Origin of the sequence: Dyella kyungheensis (assembly GCF_016905005.1) — a bacterium.
In the GTDB taxonomy this organism is placed as follows: Bacteria; Pseudomonadota; Gammaproteobacteria; order Xanthomonadales; family Rhodanobacteraceae; genus Dyella; species Dyella kyungheensis.
In genome coordinates this window covers 552,606-565,655 of record NZ_JADIKC010000007.1, presented here as the reverse complement: position 1 = coordinate 565,655, position 13,050 = coordinate 552,606, and the positions used below count along the sequence as shown (strand labels likewise).

The window sequence follows — 13,050 nt, the reverse complement described above, 5'->3', positions numbered from 1 at the left end:
CCCCCCAAGCTTTTGCCATGACCGATATTCTCCAGCGCATCCTCACCCGCAAGACCGAAGAAGTGGCCGAGCGCAGCGCCAGGCTGCCGCTGGCGGAACTGTCCTCGCGCGTGGCGGACCTGCCGGAAACCCGCGGATTCGCTGCCGCCATCGAAGGCAAGATCGAAGCAGGCCTGCCCGCCGTGATCGCCGAGGTGAAGCGCGCGAGCCCCAGCAAGGGCGTGATCCGCCCCGACTTCCATCCCGCCGCGATCGCGCGCAGCTACGAGCAGGGCGGCGCAGCCTGCCTCTCGGTGCTGACCGACAAGGATTTCTTCCAGGGCAGCGAAGATTTCCTGCAACAGGCGCGCGATGCGTGCTCGCTGCCGGTGCTGCGCAAGGACTTCGTGATCGATCCGTACCAGGTGTACGAGGCGCGCGTGATCGGTGCCGACTGCATCCTGCTGATCGTCGCGGCGCTGGCCGATTCAGCCTTGCTCGAACTCTCGCTGCTGGCCGCCGAGCTCGACCTCGACGTGCTGTGCGAAGTGCATGACGCCGAGGAGCTGGAACGCGCGCTGGCGCTGCCGGTGCCGCTGATCGGCGTGAACAACCGCAATCTGCGCACCTTCCATACCTCGCTGGACACCTCGCTGGAGCTGCAGCAGTTGATGGAGTACGACCGCATCCTGGTCAGCGAATCGGGCATCCACACGCCCGACGACGTGGCCACCTTGCGCGATGCGGGCATCAACGCATTTCTCGTCGGCGAAGCGTTCATGCGCGCCGAGGATCCGGGCGCGGAACTGAAGCGCCTGTTCGCCGCGACCTGAGCGTTCCCATGAGCACAGCGGAAACCCCTCTCGAGCCGGCAGCCGAGGCGGCGGCCGTGCTTGCGCCGCGCACGGTGCTGTTCGATTTCGACGGCGTGCTGATTCACGGTGACGCGTTCTACCTGTTCATGCGCGACCGCTTCCAGCGCTCCTGGCTGCGCAAGCTGGGCGCCGTATTCGCGCTGCCCTGGATGATCCTGGTGGTGCCGTTCTCGCGCAGGCTGGCCGAGCGCGCGCTGGTGCACGTGGGTTTGCTCGGTCTCAACGAGCAGCGCTATCGGCTCGCGGCGGAAGCCTTCGGTGCCGGTCTGGTGCGCCGTCCCAAGCAGTTCTGCCGCGATGGCCTGAGCGCGCTGCGCCGGCACCAGGCGGCCGGCGACCGGGTCATCGTGGTTACCGGCTGCGAGCACGTGCTGGTCCGCCACATCCTTGACCAGCTGGGGCTGGGCGAGGTCGACGTGCTGGCCTCGCAGCTTCGGCCGGGGCTGTTGGGCATGCGCGTGAAGCTGCACAACGTGGGCCGCCGCAAACCGGCGCAGCTGGCGGCTTTCGGTGTTGGCGAGTGGCATGTGGCCTATAGCGACTCGGCGGTCGATGCCCCCATGCTCAAACCTGCGGCGGAGGCCGTGCTGGTCAATGGCACGCCCGCGCTTTGCAAGAAGCTGGAGCGGGCGCTGGGTCGTACCATCACCCGCGTCGACTGGTTCTGATCCGCCCACGCCCCCTGTAGGAGCGCACCCTGTGCGCGACCGGTTTTAGCGACAGCCTTCGATCAAAAGCGGTCGCGCACAGGGTGCGCTCCTACAGGGGCGGTGTGGCTACTCACATCATTGGTTCGAGGGTTGTCGGAATGTATCTCCCTTCGCTCGCCCAGCTGGCGCTCGGTAGCCGGCTCAAAGCACTCAGCGATCATTTCTATGCCGCCGTGGACGAGGTTTACCGCACCTGCGGGGCCGGGGTGGAATCGCGCTGGTTCCCGGTGCTGCGCTTCCTGTGGGAGAACGGCCAAACCACGGTGAGCGATGTGGCGCAGGCCATCGGACAAACCCATTCGGCGGTGAGCCAGCTGGCCGACAAGCTGGTCGACGCGGGCCTGGTCTGCCGCAAGAAGGACGCCCAGGACGGCCGCCGCAGCCTGCTCGCGCTGACCGACAAGGGGCGTGCCGACCTCTCGGCACTGGGGCCGATCTGGGTGGCCGTGCGGCGGGGCATCGTGAAGTCGCTGGGGGAGGAGGGGCTGGAAGCGTTGCTCAACGCGCTCGCCGCCACCGAAGCTGCCGTGCAGGAGCGTTCCGTGGTCGACGCCATGCTCGCCGAGCACGCTTTCGTGGCCAAGGCCGCGCTGGAGGTCGTGCCGTACGAGCCCGCGCTGAAGGAGCACTTCTACCGGCTCAACGCGCATTGGCTGGAGCGCTATTTCCGCATCGAGGACATCGACCGCGAGATCCTCGGCGACCCGGAGCGCCACGTGCTGGCGCCGGGCGGCGCGATCTTCTTTGCCCGGCTGGCGGGCGAGGTCATCGGCACCTGTGCGCTGTTGCACGAAGCCCCGGGCGTCTACGAGCTTTCCAAAATGGGCGTGGACGAGACCTTCCGGGGCATGGGCGCGGGCCGCGTCCTGCTGGCGGCGGCCATCGCCGAGTTCCACCGCCGCGACGGCAAGGAGCTGTTCCTGGAATCCAACAGCCGGCTCAAGACCGCATTGCGCATGTACGAGCAGGCCGGTTTCGTGCTGCAGCCCTCGGTGCGCGCGGGCTCGCACTATGAGCGGGCCGACGTCTACATGGTCTACCAGCCCGGCCGTCGCCAGGGCGCCAGCGGCAGCTGAGCGGCGGTGCCCTTGGCCTGAAAAAGAGAAACCCGGCCGAGGCCGGGCTTCTTCGTACGGGCAGGCCTGGTGGCGCTCAGCGGGTGCCGCGCACCACGATGGTCTTGCCGGCCACGTCGATCATGCCCTGTTCCTCGAGCTGCTTGAGCACGCGGCCCACCATCTCGCGCGAACAACCCACGATGCGGCTCACTTCCTGGCGGGAAATGCGGATCTGGGTGCCTTCCGGATGGGTCATCGCATCGGGCTCCTGGCACAGGTCCAGCAGCGTCTTGGAGATGCGGTTGGTCACGTCCATGAAGGCCATGCGGCTGACCTGGCGCGAGGTGCGCAGCAGGCGATGGGTCAGCTGGGAGCCGATGGCGAACAGGATCTTCGGGCATTCCTCGCGCAGCGGGCCTTCCATCAGCTGGAACAGGCGCTCATAGCTGATTTCGGCCATCTCGCAGGCGGTACGGGTGCGCACCATCGACTCGCGCTGCGCCTGCTCCACGAACAGGCCCATTTCGCCGATGAACTGGCCTCGGCTGATGTAGGCCAGGATCAGTTCGCGACCCTGCTCGTCCTCGGTGCACACGGCCAGCGAGCCGTCCACGATGTAATAGAGCGTGTTGGCGGGGTCTCCAGGACGGATGATGGCGGTCTTGCCCGGATAGCGCCGGCGATGGCAAAGCGCAAGAAAACGCTCCATCGACGCCGGATCAGGTGCGAAGTTCGCTGGTGCCTGGGACCGTTCAAAAGCCTGCTGTAGCTGATATTTGAGTTGCGCCACGTGAGATCCCGTTGATTCAAAACGGGGGCCGCTAGGCGTCCCCCGGTAGTCCAAACCTTACCCCTCCGGGCATTATGGCAAACTAACCGGCGCTGCCGGAGGTTCAGTTTTCCTTTTTTTTGCCGCATACTTCACGGTCTTTCGGACGCGATCCCTTTGTCGCGGTCCGGTCACAAGGGTCGTGGAAGCTTCATGCTTTCACGTCGAATTATCCAGCGGGGACCCTTGTAGCTAACCCGCCTCTACTGCTGGCCCCACCCCTGGCCATGGAGAGTCGCTGTGGTTAAACCGCTTCCCCGCCTGCGTCTGCAGGGCTTCAACAATCTGACGAAGGCCCTGAGCTTCAACATCTACGACATCTGCTATGCGGTGTCGGAAGAACAGCGCCAGCGTTACATCGAATACATCGACGAGCAGTACGACGCCGATCGCCTGACCCAGATCCTGACGGATGTGGCCGAAATCATCGGCGCCAACATCCTGAACATTGCACGCCAGGACTACGATCCGCAAGGCGCTTCCGTCACCATTCTCATTTCCGAGGAACCGGTGGTGGAGAAGCTGGGCCGCGACACCATCTCCGATGCGGTGGTCGCGCACCTGGACAAGAGCCATATCACCGTCCACACCTACCCGGAAACGCACCCGCACAACGGCATTGCGACCTTCCGCGCGGACATCGATGTGGCCACCTGCGGCGTGATCTCGCCGCTGAAGGCCCTGAACTACCTGATCGACAGCTTCGAATCGGACATCGTGATCGCCGACTACCGCGTGCGCGGCTTCACGCGCGACGTGAAGGGCAAGAAGCACTTCATCGATCACAAGATCAACTCGGTGCAGGATTACCTGGCCAAGCACATCCGCCAGAAGTACGAGATGTTCGACGTGAACGTGTACCAGGAAAACATGTTCCACACGAAGATGCATATCAAGGATTTCGACCTCGATACGTATCTGTTCGAGGCGCATGCTGACGACCTCTCGTTCAAGGAGCGCCAGCGGATAGAGTCGCTGCTGCGCCGCGAGATCGAGGAGTTGTTTCACGGCCGCAACCTGATGTAACGAAAAACCCGCCGAAAGGCGGGTTTTTTTTGCGCGGCGTTGCCGACTCCCCTGTGGGAGCGGCATTCAGACGCGGTACGCCACGGCCTTCATCACCATCGACGTCAAATGCATCACGCCGGGAATCGGAAACGGCAGATCGATGCCGCCGCGCTCGCGGGCGTTGTGGGCATGGCGAATCTCGTCGGCCTGCATCTGCGTGAGCACCGCGCGTGAGCGTTCGTCCTGGGCGGGTAACTGGTCGAGATGTTCTTCCAGATGCGCCTCCACCTGGCGCTCCGTTTCCACTACGAAGCCCAGGCTGACCGGATCGCCCGCCAGCGCCGCCAGCGCGCCGATGGCATAGCTGCCTGCATACCACAGGGGATTGAACAGGCTGGGGCGGCTGTCCAGTTCCTTCAGGCGATCGGCGCACCAGGCGAGATGGTCGGTTTCTTCGGCGGCGGCGTGCTGCAGGTGTTCGCGGATGTCCTCATTGCGGGCCAGCGCGGCCTGCCCGTCGTAAAGCGCCTGCGCGCAGACCTCGCCGGTGTGGTTGATGCGCATGAGGCCGGCGGCGTGGCGGCGTTCGGCATCGTCCATGTCGGCTTCGTCGACGGCATCGGCTGGCGAGGGGCGGGCGGCTTCCGGTGCGCCGGACACGGTTTCCAGGGCGCGTTCGATCCCGGACAGCAGGCGATCAAGCGGGGACAGCGTGCGTGCGTTCATGGCGATATCTCCAGTTGCTGTGCCAGCAGCGTCAGCGGATGCATGGCCGGCCACGGCGAGCCCTGCGCATCCATGCCCGCGGCGAGATGCAGGCGACAACCGATATTGGACGACAACACCTGCTCGGGTGCCAAGCGGGCGATCTGTCCAAGCACGCCGTCGCGAAGACGGGCCGCACGCTCGGGAAATTCCAGCATGTGCGTGCCGGCTGCGCCGCAACAGTGCGGCGGACGCGGCACTACCGCTATATCCAGTGACGGTACCTGCCGAAGGAGATCCTCCAGCGCCGATTCGCTGCGCGCGACATTGATCTGCGTGCAGGGAAAATGCACGGCTACGCGGCGCTCGAGCGGGCGGAACGTGAGCTGGTCCTTGCGTTGGGCCAGCAGGGTGACCGGATCGCTTACGGTGACTTCGGGCAGCGCGCGGCGCAACGTACCCAGGCAACCGGGCGTCACCGTGACGAGTTGCTTGGCACCCGACTGTCGCCAGCTGTCGCGCACCCGTTCGGCCAGGCGCTCGGCCGTGCCCATGTCGCCGCCATGCAGGTCCATCGCGCCACAACAGAAAGCCGGCAAGCGTTCGACACGGTAGCCCGCGGCCCGTAGCAGGGTGATCGCGGCGCGTTCCGCGGCTTCGTCCTCGACGCTGGCCACGCAGCCGGGGAAGAGGGCGACGCTGGGCTGGTCGGTGTGTTCGTGCAGGGGCGCCGTTGCCGCGGACGCGCGCTCCGGGGCTGGCCAGGTCTGCAAGGCGGCCCGCCAAGCCGAATGGACCGGCAGGCGATCGGCCAGACGCTGTTTCCATGACTGCAGCCCGGTGCTGTCCGCCAGGCGGTCGGCCCACCGCAGCAGCGTGGGCTGCTTCAGCATCGCCAGCAACGCCTTTGGGCGTCGCGGCGACGGGCCGATCAGGGCCCGGGTTTCCACCAGCAACTCGTCGTATTTGACGTTGGCGGGGCAAACGCGCTGGCAATTGAGGCAGCCCAGGCAGTGATCCAGATGGATGCGCAGGGCCTCCGTGGGCTCCGCATCGCCCCGGGCCAGCGCCGCGGCAATGGCGATGCGGCCGCGCGGAGACTCCGCTTCATTGCCGTCAAGAGCATAGGTGGGACAGGTGGGAAGGCACAGGCCGCATTGCACGCATTGGTCGGCAAGGGCGGCGATCTTCTGGTTTCGAGTATGTGGGGGCTTTTCAAGCGCCATGGTCGTCATGCTATCATTGCCAGCTCGCATCCCACCGGTCGGTGGGCTTGCGCGATTGATGAAAACTCCGTTATCATCTCGCGCCTTTGTTCCACCGATTATGTGAACCGCCCTCGAGGCGGCAGACCAGGTATTCTGAAATGAAAACGTTCAGCGCCAAGCCGGAAAGCGTCAAGCGCGATTGGTTCGTGATTGACGCCACGGACAAGACGCTCGGTCGTCTGTCGACCGAGATCGCCCGCCGCCTGCGTGGCAAGCACAAGCCGGAATTCACCCCGCACGTCGACACCGGCGATTACATCGTCGTGGTCAACGCCGAGAAGGTGGCCGTCACCGGTGCCAAGCTGGACGACAAGATGTACCACCGCTTCACCGGTTACGTCGGCAACCTCAAGACCATGAGTCTGAAGGACCTGCTCGCCACGCATCCGGAGCGCGTCATCGAAATCGCCGTCAAGGGCATGCTGCCGAAGAATCCGCTCGGCCGCGAGATGTACCGCAAGCTCAAGGTGTACGGCGGCGCCGAGCACCCGCATACCGCACAGCAGCCGCAGGCGCTGGAACTCTAAGGAATCAGTATGGCGATCCAGCAGAACTACGGCACCGGCCGCCGCAAGACCTCCGCCGCTCGCGTGTTCCTGCGCAAGGGCAGTGGCGCGATCACGGTCAACGGCAAGACCCTCGACCAGTTCTTCGGTCGTGAAACCTCGCGCATGATCGTGCGTCAGCCGCTCGAGCTGATCGAAGCGACCGACAAGTTCGACGTCAACGTGACCGTCGCCGGCGGCGGCATCACCGGCCAGGCCGGTGCGATCCGCCTCGGCATCGCTCGCGCCCTGATCGAGTACGACGAAAGCCTGAAGTCCCAGCTCCGCAAGGCTGGCTTCGTAACCCGCGACGCCCGCGAGGTCGAGCGCAAGAAGGTCGGTCTGCATAAGGCCCGCCGCGCTACCCAGTTCTCGAAGCGCTAATTCTCCTCGGAGAGTTGCTTCGACGGTCCGGTGCACCAAGTCAGAGCGCACCGCTCCGCAGGGTTTTGGGAGATCGTCTAACGGTAGGACAACGGACTCTGACTCCGTTTATCTAGGTTCGAATCCTAGTCTCCCAGCCAAAATAAAAGGCCCGCCTAAATGGCGGGCCTTTTATTTTGACTGGGAGTACGGGAGACGACCCAACGTTCGACAAATTTGTCCGGAACAAATTTGGACAGCGCGCAGCGCTGGCCCCGGAGCGCGCAGCGCGGAGGGGTGAGCCCCATGGATGGGGCGAACAATCCCCAGTCGTCACGCCAACGAAGCCCGCCTAACTGGCGGGCTTTTCATTTTGACTGGGAGAGTCAGGAGACGACCCAATGTTCGACAAATTTGTCTGAAGCAAACCTGGACAGCGCGCAGCGCTGGCGCTCGTAGCGCGAAGCGCGAAGCATGGATGGGGCGAACAATCCGCAGTCGTCACGCAAACAGAAGCTCGCCCTGAAGGGCGAGCTTTTTGTTTTTGCTATCGAGCGATAGAGCGCGACCCAATTCTCGACAAATCCCTACTCTAAATTGCCCCGCCTTCAACGCTCCATCAAAAACTCCAACACCGCCCCGTCAAACTCCCGCGGAAACTCGACATTCGACAGATGCACCGCCGGCAGCGTGAGCAGGCGCGCACCGGCAATCGCCCCGGCAATCAACTCGCTATGACTGGCGGCGGTAACCGTATCGAACTGACCCGCGATCACCAGCGTCGGTACTCGGATCGAACTCAGCGCACGTCGTAGATCCGTCTCCTGTACGGCGGCATAGGACCCCGCCAAGCCATGCCTGTTGCTCCCCAGCAGCGTGGCGCGGAACGGTTCCACCTCGGCACGCAACGGTTCCAGCCAGGACGCCGGAAACCAGTTGCCAAGAAACATCGCCGTGGTGCCCTGCATATCATCGGCCTCGAGCACGTCGGCGATGCGCGCGTCCCATTGATCCTGTGGCCCAAACCACGCCGACGTATTGGCGAGCACCAGACGCTCGATGCGCTCGGCGGCATTCACGGCCAGCCATTGCCCGACGATGCCGCCCAGGGAAAGGCCGACAAAATGCGCGCGCCGAACCTGCAGCGCGTCCAATAGCTCGAGCACGTCCTCGCCCAGCCGCTCCAACGTGTAAGGCCCAGGCGGCACACTGGATGCACCATGCCCACGTGCGTCGTAACGCAAGACGCGAAAGTGCTCGATCAGCGCGGCGATCTGCCCGTCCCACATGTGCAGATCGGTGCCGATGGAATTGGACAACACCACCAACGGCAATTCGGGCGCGCCATCGAGTCGATAGGCGATGCGCGCGTTATCGCGGGTGGTCAGGTAATGCAATCGGGTCATGCGGCGTCTCCTCAGTGAATGGAGGGCAGGCTAGTTGCTGCGACGCGCCTGATAAATTACAAAGACTGGATAAACACTGTCAGGGAAACTGACATGCCCGATTTCACCCTGCATGACCTGCAGTGCTTCGATGCGGTAGTCGCCGCCGGTGGCTTCCAGGCGGCGGCGCAGCGGTTGAATCGCTCGCATCCGGCGGTCTTCGCTGCCGTCGCCCGTCTGGAGCGACAGTTGGGTTTATCGCTGCTGGATCGCAGCGGATACCGCGTCGAGCTGACACCGGCAGGACAATCCTTCCATCGCCGCGCCCAAGGGCTACTGCGTGAGCTGGGCGGCCTGCGCGACCACGTCGCTCATCTGGCCGCTGGCGAGGAAAGCGAGCTGCGCGTGGTGATCGGCGATTTTTGCCCCCGTTCGACCGTGCTGGAAAGGCTTGCGCGCTTCTTCGCCGGCGAACCGCAGACGCGCCTGCAGCTTTATTTCGAGAGTGTCAGCGGGCCGCTGGAGCGGCTGCTGGATGACGAGGCGGAGCTGATCCTGCACCGGGTCGACAAGGCCGATCCTCGTCTGGAATGGATCGACTTGGGCGAAGTAGCCTTTGTCCCGGTGATCGCTCCCGCCTTGCTGCCGCCGGTACCGGCAGATGACATCGGCCCCGAACACCTGCGTCACCTGACCCAATGCGTGATGCGCGACAGCGCCCGGCATTCGCCGCCCGTGGCGTTCTTCACGCTTGAGGGTGTGCCGCAATGCACGGTGCCGGACCAGGCGATGAAGCAGGAACTGATCCTGCACGGTCTCGCCTGGGGCCATCTGCCGCGTCATCTGGTGGAGAAGGAATTGGCGGAGGGACGTCTGCTCGACCTCAGCAATGCGCACCTGCCGGGGCGACGCGACGATCTGGTCGCCGCGCGCCGCCGCGACCGCGAGCACGGACCGGTGGCGCAGCGGCTGTGGCGTTTCCTGGAGGAATTCGCCACCGATGCGCCGCTGCGTGCACATTGAGGACTCGCAAAAAAACGCCGGCTGCGGCGCCGGCGTTCGTATTTCTACATGGAGTCCGGCGAGGCGATCACATCACCCGATCACCCACCAGCACCACATCCGCCGGACGCCGCGCAAACAACCCCACGGCCACCACGCCCGGGATCTGGTTGAGATCCTTCTCCAGCGCCATCGGATCGGCAATCTGCCACCCGTGCACGTCGATCACCCAATTGCCGTTGTCCGTGACCACGCCATCGCGCCACACCGGGTTGCCGCCGCGCTTGACGATTTCCCGGCCGACCAGGCTGCGTGCCATCGGGATCACTTCGATCGGCAGCGGAAACTTGCCCAGCAGCTGTACCTGCTTGCTCGAATCGATGATGCAGACGAACTTGGCGCTGGCTTCCGCGATGATCTTCTCGCGCGTGAGCGCCGCACCGCCGCCCTTGATCAGGCGCTTGTGCGTATCGCATTCGTCGGCGCCGTCGACATACAGGTTCAGCGGGCCGGTGGCGTTGAGGTCGAGCACCGGGATGCCCAGACGCTTGAGCTGCGCGGTGGACTGCTCGGAACTGGATACCGCGCCCTCGATGCGATCCTTCAGATCGGCCAGCGCGTCGATGAAGAAGGCGACCGTGGAGCCGGTGCCGACGCCGACGATGGCACCGTTCTCGACGTAGCGGATGGCGGCTTCGCCGGCCTGGCGTTTTTCGTTGGCGCTCATGGGTGGTGTTCCAGTAAAGGGAAAAGCGTTATTCCATCGCCAGGATATGGCGCCATTCCTCGGCGCCTACCGGCATGACGGAGAGTCGGTTGCCTTTGCGCACCAGCGCCATGTCGGCGAGGGCGGGGTCGGCCTGCAGTTCCTTGAGCGTGATGGTGCGCTTGAGCTTCTTCACGAACTTGACGTCCACCAGCATCCAGCGCGGATTGTCGCGCGAGCTGGCGGCGTCGAAGTACTTGCTCTTGGGATCGAACTGGCTGGGATCGGGATAGGCATCCGTGGCGACCTCGGCTACGCCGACGACGCCCGGTTCGGCGCAATTGGAGTGGTAGAAGAAAACCTTGTCGCCAATGCGCATGCCGTCGCGCATGAAGTTGCGCGCCTGGTAGTTGCGCACGCCGTCCCAGTGTTCCTGGCCCTTGCGCTTGAGGTCGTCGATGGAAAAGGCATCCGGTTCCGACTTCATCAGCCAGTACTGAGTCGTCTTGCTCATGCGTGCGCTTCTCCGTCTTCACCGGTGGCGTGGCAGTCGATCAGTTCGCGATCGGTGGCGATGAAATCGAGCGGCACGTCCCATGCCTGCTCGTCGATCTCGGGCAGTTCCTGGAACGCATAAGCGATGCCAACCAGCAGCGGTTCGGTCGGCCGGACCTGCTCGTTGAGGAAGGCGAACGCGCGGTCATAGTAGCCGCCGCCGGTGCCCAGCCGGTTGCCGCGGCGGTCGAAGGCCGTCACGGGCACCAGCACCAGGTCGAGCTGGAAGGGTTCCAGCAATTCGCGCGGCGCGCTAGGTTCAGGAATGCCGTAGCGGTTGGGCGCAACGTCCTCGCCTGCCTGCCACGGCGCGAAGCGCAGCGCATGGCGGGGGCCGATCACCGGCAGCAGGAATTCCTGGCCGCGGGTGGCCAGCGGCGGAATGATCAGGTTCAGCGGCAGCTCGCCGTTGCAGGCCCAGTAGCCGGCCACGCGGGCGTCGGTGAGGTATTCCGGGAGTTGCTCCAGGCTGCGTCGCAGCCCCTGGGCGCCGGCAATGCGCTGCGCGGGCGTGAGGGCGCGGCGTTGTTCGGCCAGTTGCCGGCGTACTTCGCGCCGCTGGGCGTTGGCGTCCACGTTCGCGTCTCCTGCTGTGCGAGCGGCCCTTGGACTTGCGGCGCCTTTCGGCGCCGCAAGTTCGGGAATAGGTGGCGTTAACCGCGATGCCGCTGCCCACCGAACGACCTTGATCCACGATGGATCAGGTGGGAGGGCGACATGGTCTCGAGGCTTTCCGCACGCGGCGGACATGCACAACAACCGATGAAAAGCCGACCCGGGGCCGTATTTAGGAACAAGGCAAATGTAAGAGTGTGCTGGCGCACACCGCAGATAACGCCGTGACTATTTTATGTGGGCGTCGAGTGCCGCTTCAAGCTTGCGACGCAGTGCAGTAATACCGTCAGTCACGCTCTGATCAGAGCCGGTGTGCTGCTTGCGCAGCGCCAGGAACTCGTGCGTGACGCTGATCGCCGCCAATACGGCCAGCCGGTCGAAGCCCGGCGCCTTCGCGTTGGCACGCAATTCGCGCATCTTGCGGTCGAGGAAGGCGGCCGATTCGAGCAGGCCCTCGCGCTCTTCCGGCGCGCAGGCGATCAAGAACTCGCGATCGACCAGTCGCAGGGCGACCGGCACGTTGGCGTTGGTATCCACGCTGCTCTCAGCCATTGTTCTCGAGCGCCTTCAGTCGCTGGATCATTGCTTCGACACGGCTGCGCGCCTGTTCGTTGCGTGCCATCAGGCCGGCCCGTTCGCTCGCCAGTTGTTCCTGGCTGTGACGCAGGCTGCGGTTTTCTTCGCTGAGACGGCGCACCGCGTCCAGCAGTCGATCGACCTGCTCGCCGAGGGCTGCAAGTTCGTGCTTGACGGGATCGGGCTTGACGGAATCGGACGCGCTCATGGGCCAGAACTATAACAGGAGGTATGCCCAACGCAGCAGGCTCGCCTACGTTTCGCGAACCAGTGCATTAAACTGCCCGCTTGTCTTGAAAGGAGCCACGCCATGACTGCGAACGAGCTGATCGGCTACGACGAACTGGACGCCGCTGCCGCCCGTCTCCAGCTGGCCGAAGATGCCAGCGGCCTGCATGGCTCGCTATGCGGTTTCCTGGCCGGAGGCGGCCGCGTCGGTCGGCAGTCGCTGGTCGAAGCCCTGCATCTGGACGCCGAGGCCGCCACGCCCTCGGCCGGCGACCAGGCGGTACTGGACCGCTTGCTGAAACAAACCCAGGCCGAGCTGGCCGATCCGGAGCTGGGCTTCGAGCCGATGCTGCCGGCCGACGATCGCCCGCTGGCCGAACGCGCCGACGCCCTGGTCGACTGGTGTCGCGGTTTCCTCGGCGGCTTCGGCCTGGCCGGTGCCGAAACGCACGCCAAGTTGTCCGAAGAGGCGCAGGAAATTCTCAAGGACCTGGGCACCATCGCCGCCTCGTCGTTCGAGTTCGGCGACGAATCCGAAGACGAGGATTCGCTGATCGAAGTGCACGAATTCGTGCGTCTCGGCGCGATGCTGCTGTTCGCCGAATGCTCCAAGCGCGGCCCAAGCAGCGACACCGTGCATTGA

The 13,050-nt window shown here is 64.6% G+C and carries 17 protein-coding genes, 1 tRNA gene and 1 other RNA gene; 9 read left to right on the top strand and 10 right to left on the bottom strand.

Translation table 11 applies throughout. The annotated features are described in order from the left end of the window. Positions 1-17: 17 nt before the first annotated feature. The 3 genes from trpC to ISP20_RS17090 all read left to right on the top strand — a co-directional run bounded on the left by trpC (position 18) and on the right by ISP20_RS17090 (position 2,640). Entirely contained in the window at positions 18-812 is a 795-nt protein-coding gene (gene trpC / locus ISP20_RS17100) for an indole-3-glycerol phosphate synthase TrpC (RefSeq protein WP_204637305.1), read from the top strand. A gap of 8 nt (positions 813-820) precedes the next feature. Then, on the top strand, positions 821-1,522 hold the full coding sequence (locus tag ISP20_RS17095) for an HAD family hydrolase (RefSeq protein ID WP_204637304.1): 702 nt from the start codon (positions 821-823) through the stop codon (positions 1,520-1,522). A gap of 140 nt (positions 1,523-1,662) precedes the next feature. After that, complete coding sequence (locus ISP20_RS17090) at positions 1,663-2,640, top strand: bifunctional helix-turn-helix transcriptional regulator/GNAT family N-acetyltransferase (protein ID WP_204637303.1); 978 nt, start codon at positions 1,663-1,665, stop codon at positions 2,638-2,640. A 76-nt stretch (positions 2,641-2,716) separates the two neighbouring features. On the opposite strand, the gene crp is transcribed toward ISP20_RS17090, so the two are convergent. Then, complete coding sequence (gene crp, locus ISP20_RS17085; protein ID WP_204637302.1) at positions 2,717-3,412, bottom strand: cAMP-activated global transcriptional regulator CRP; 696 nt, start codon at positions 3,410-3,412, stop codon at positions 2,717-2,719. Between the two features lie 279 nt (positions 3,413-3,691). On the opposite strand from crp, the gene speD reads away from it, so the two are divergent. Continuing rightward, positions 3,692-4,477, top strand: a complete 786-nt coding sequence (speD, locus tag ISP20_RS17080; protein ID WP_019465856.1) for an adenosylmethionine decarboxylase — start codon at positions 3,692-3,694, stop codon at positions 4,475-4,477. A gap of 66 nt (positions 4,478-4,543) precedes the next feature. Here speD and coq7 read toward each other — a convergent pair whose 3' ends face one another. Together coq7 and ISP20_RS17070 are read right to left on the bottom strand one after the other, a co-directional pair. Beyond that, a complete protein-coding gene (coq7, locus tag ISP20_RS17075) occupies positions 4,544-5,185 on the bottom strand; it encodes a 2-polyprenyl-3-methyl-6-methoxy-1,4-benzoquinone monooxygenase (protein ID WP_204637301.1) in 642 nt (213 codons plus the stop codon). Beyond that, entirely contained in the window at positions 5,182-6,390 is a 1,209-nt protein-coding gene (locus ISP20_RS17070; RefSeq protein ID WP_239535984.1) for a (Fe-S)-binding protein, read from the bottom strand. Before ISP20_RS17070 ends, coq7 begins: the two co-directional genes overlap by 4 nt. A 140-nt stretch (positions 6,391-6,530) precedes the next feature. Here ISP20_RS17070 and rplM point away from each other — a divergent pair, with 140 nt between their 5' ends. The 3 genes from rplM (at position 6,531) to ISP20_RS17055 (ending at position 7,501) form a co-directional block, all read left to right on the top strand. Continuing rightward, positions 6,531-6,959, top strand: coding sequence for a 50S ribosomal protein L13 (gene rplM / locus ISP20_RS17065; protein ID WP_204637299.1), 429 nt, complete (start codon positions 6,531-6,533; stop codon positions 6,957-6,959). A 9-nt stretch (positions 6,960-6,968) separates the two neighbouring features. Continuing rightward, positions 6,969-7,361 (top strand): 30S ribosomal protein S9, encoded by a 393-nt coding sequence (gene rpsI, locus ISP20_RS17060; RefSeq protein ID WP_046972627.1) that lies wholly within the window; start codon positions 6,969-6,971, stop codon positions 7,359-7,361. A gap of 66 nt (positions 7,362-7,427) precedes the next feature. Continuing rightward, positions 7,428-7,501 (top strand) — tRNA-Gln (locus tag ISP20_RS17055). A gap of 447 nt (positions 7,502-7,948) precedes the next feature. On the opposite strand, the gene pcaD is transcribed toward ISP20_RS17055, so the two are convergent. Continuing rightward, positions 7,949-8,746, bottom strand: coding sequence for a 3-oxoadipate enol-lactonase (pcaD, locus tag ISP20_RS17050; protein ID WP_204637298.1), 798 nt, complete (start codon positions 8,744-8,746; stop codon positions 7,949-7,951). A gap of 93 nt (positions 8,747-8,839) precedes the next feature. Between pcaD and ISP20_RS17045 the strand changes: the two genes are divergently transcribed. Further along, on the top strand, positions 8,840-9,748 hold the full coding sequence (locus tag ISP20_RS17045; RefSeq protein WP_204637297.1) for a LysR family transcriptional regulator: 909 nt from the start codon (positions 8,840-8,842) through the stop codon (positions 9,746-9,748). 67 nt (positions 9,749-9,815) lie between these two features. On the opposite strand, the gene rpiA is transcribed toward ISP20_RS17045, so the two are convergent. The 6 genes from rpiA to ISP20_RS17015 all read right to left on the bottom strand — a co-directional run bounded on the left by rpiA (position 9,816) and on the right by ISP20_RS17015 (position 12,387). Continuing rightward, positions 9,816-10,454, bottom strand: coding sequence for a ribose-5-phosphate isomerase RpiA (gene rpiA / locus ISP20_RS17040; RefSeq protein ID WP_204637296.1), 639 nt, complete (start codon positions 10,452-10,454; stop codon positions 9,816-9,818). Positions 10,455-10,482: 28 nt separating this feature from the next. Further along, complete coding sequence (locus ISP20_RS17035) at positions 10,483-10,947, bottom strand: EVE domain-containing protein (RefSeq protein ID WP_204637295.1); 465 nt, start codon at positions 10,945-10,947, stop codon at positions 10,483-10,485. Next, the gene (locus ISP20_RS17030; protein ID WP_204637294.1) at positions 10,944-11,564 is read right to left on the bottom strand and encodes a 5-formyltetrahydrofolate cyclo-ligase; all 621 of its coding nucleotides are present in this window, start codon (positions 11,562-11,564) and stop codon (positions 10,944-10,946) included. Before ISP20_RS17030 ends, ISP20_RS17035 begins: the two co-directional genes overlap by 4 nt. 74 nt (positions 11,565-11,638) lie before the next feature. After that, positions 11,639-11,825: non-coding RNA, 6S RNA (gene ssrS / locus ISP20_RS17025), on the bottom strand. Positions 11,826-11,831: 6 nt separating this feature from the next. Next, the gene (locus tag ISP20_RS17020) at positions 11,832-12,140 is read right to left on the bottom strand and encodes a cell division protein ZapA (RefSeq protein WP_425490846.1); all 309 of its coding nucleotides are present in this window, start codon (positions 12,138-12,140) and stop codon (positions 11,832-11,834) included. Between the two features lie 7 nt (positions 12,141-12,147). Then, complete coding sequence (locus ISP20_RS17015) at positions 12,148-12,387, bottom strand: TIGR02449 family protein (RefSeq protein ID WP_204637292.1); 240 nt, start codon at positions 12,385-12,387, stop codon at positions 12,148-12,150. A gap of 102 nt (positions 12,388-12,489) precedes the next feature. Here ISP20_RS17015 and ISP20_RS17010 point away from each other — a divergent pair, with 102 nt between their 5' ends. Next, on the top strand, positions 12,490-13,050 hold the full coding sequence (locus ISP20_RS17010) for a UPF0149 family protein (protein WP_204637291.1): 561 nt from the start codon (positions 12,490-12,492) through the stop codon (positions 13,048-13,050).

Excerpts from the sequence above, each read along its gene's own strand:
- trpC (WP_204637305.1), top strand. The coding sequence starts at position 18 with ATGACCGATATTCTCCAGCGCATCCTCACCCGCAAGACCGAAGAAGTG.
- ISP20_RS17095 (WP_204637304.1), top strand. The coding sequence starts at position 821 with ATGAGCACAGCGGAAACCCCTCTCGAGCCGGCAGCCGAGGCGGCGGCC.
- ISP20_RS17090 (WP_204637303.1), top strand. The coding sequence starts at position 1,663 with ATGTATCTCCCTTCGCTCGCCCAGCTGGCGCTCGGTAGCCGGCTCAAA.
- coq7 (WP_204637301.1), bottom strand. The coding sequence starts at position 5,185 with ATGAACGCACGCACGCTGTCCCCGCTTGATCGCCTGCTGTCCGGGATC.
- ISP20_RS17070 (WP_239535984.1), bottom strand. The coding sequence starts at position 6,390 with ATGGCGCTTGAAAAGCCCCCACATACTCGAAACCAGAAGATCGCCGCC.
- rplM (WP_204637299.1), top strand. The coding sequence starts at position 6,531 with ATGAAAACGTTCAGCGCCAAGCCGGAAAGCGTCAAGCGCGATTGGTTC.
- rpsI (WP_046972627.1), top strand. The coding sequence starts at position 6,969 with ATGGCGATCCAGCAGAACTACGGCACCGGCCGCCGCAAGACCTCCGCC.
- pcaD (WP_204637298.1), bottom strand. The coding sequence starts at position 8,746 with ATGACCCGATTGCATTACCTGACCACCCGCGATAACGCGCGCATCGCC.
- ISP20_RS17045 (WP_204637297.1), top strand. The coding sequence starts at position 8,840 with ATGCCCGATTTCACCCTGCATGACCTGCAGTGCTTCGATGCGGTAGTC.
- rpiA (WP_204637296.1), bottom strand. The coding sequence starts at position 10,454 with ATGAGCGCCAACGAAAAACGCCAGGCCGGCGAAGCCGCCATCCGCTAC.
- ISP20_RS17035 (WP_204637295.1), bottom strand. The coding sequence starts at position 10,947 with ATGAGCAAGACGACTCAGTACTGGCTGATGAAGTCGGAACCGGATGCC.
- ISP20_RS17015 (WP_204637292.1), bottom strand. The coding sequence starts at position 12,387 with ATGAGCGCGTCCGATTCCGTCAAGCCCGATCCCGTCAAGCACGAACTT.
- ISP20_RS17010 (WP_204637291.1), top strand. The coding sequence starts at position 12,490 with ATGACTGCGAACGAGCTGATCGGCTACGACGAACTGGACGCCGCTGCC.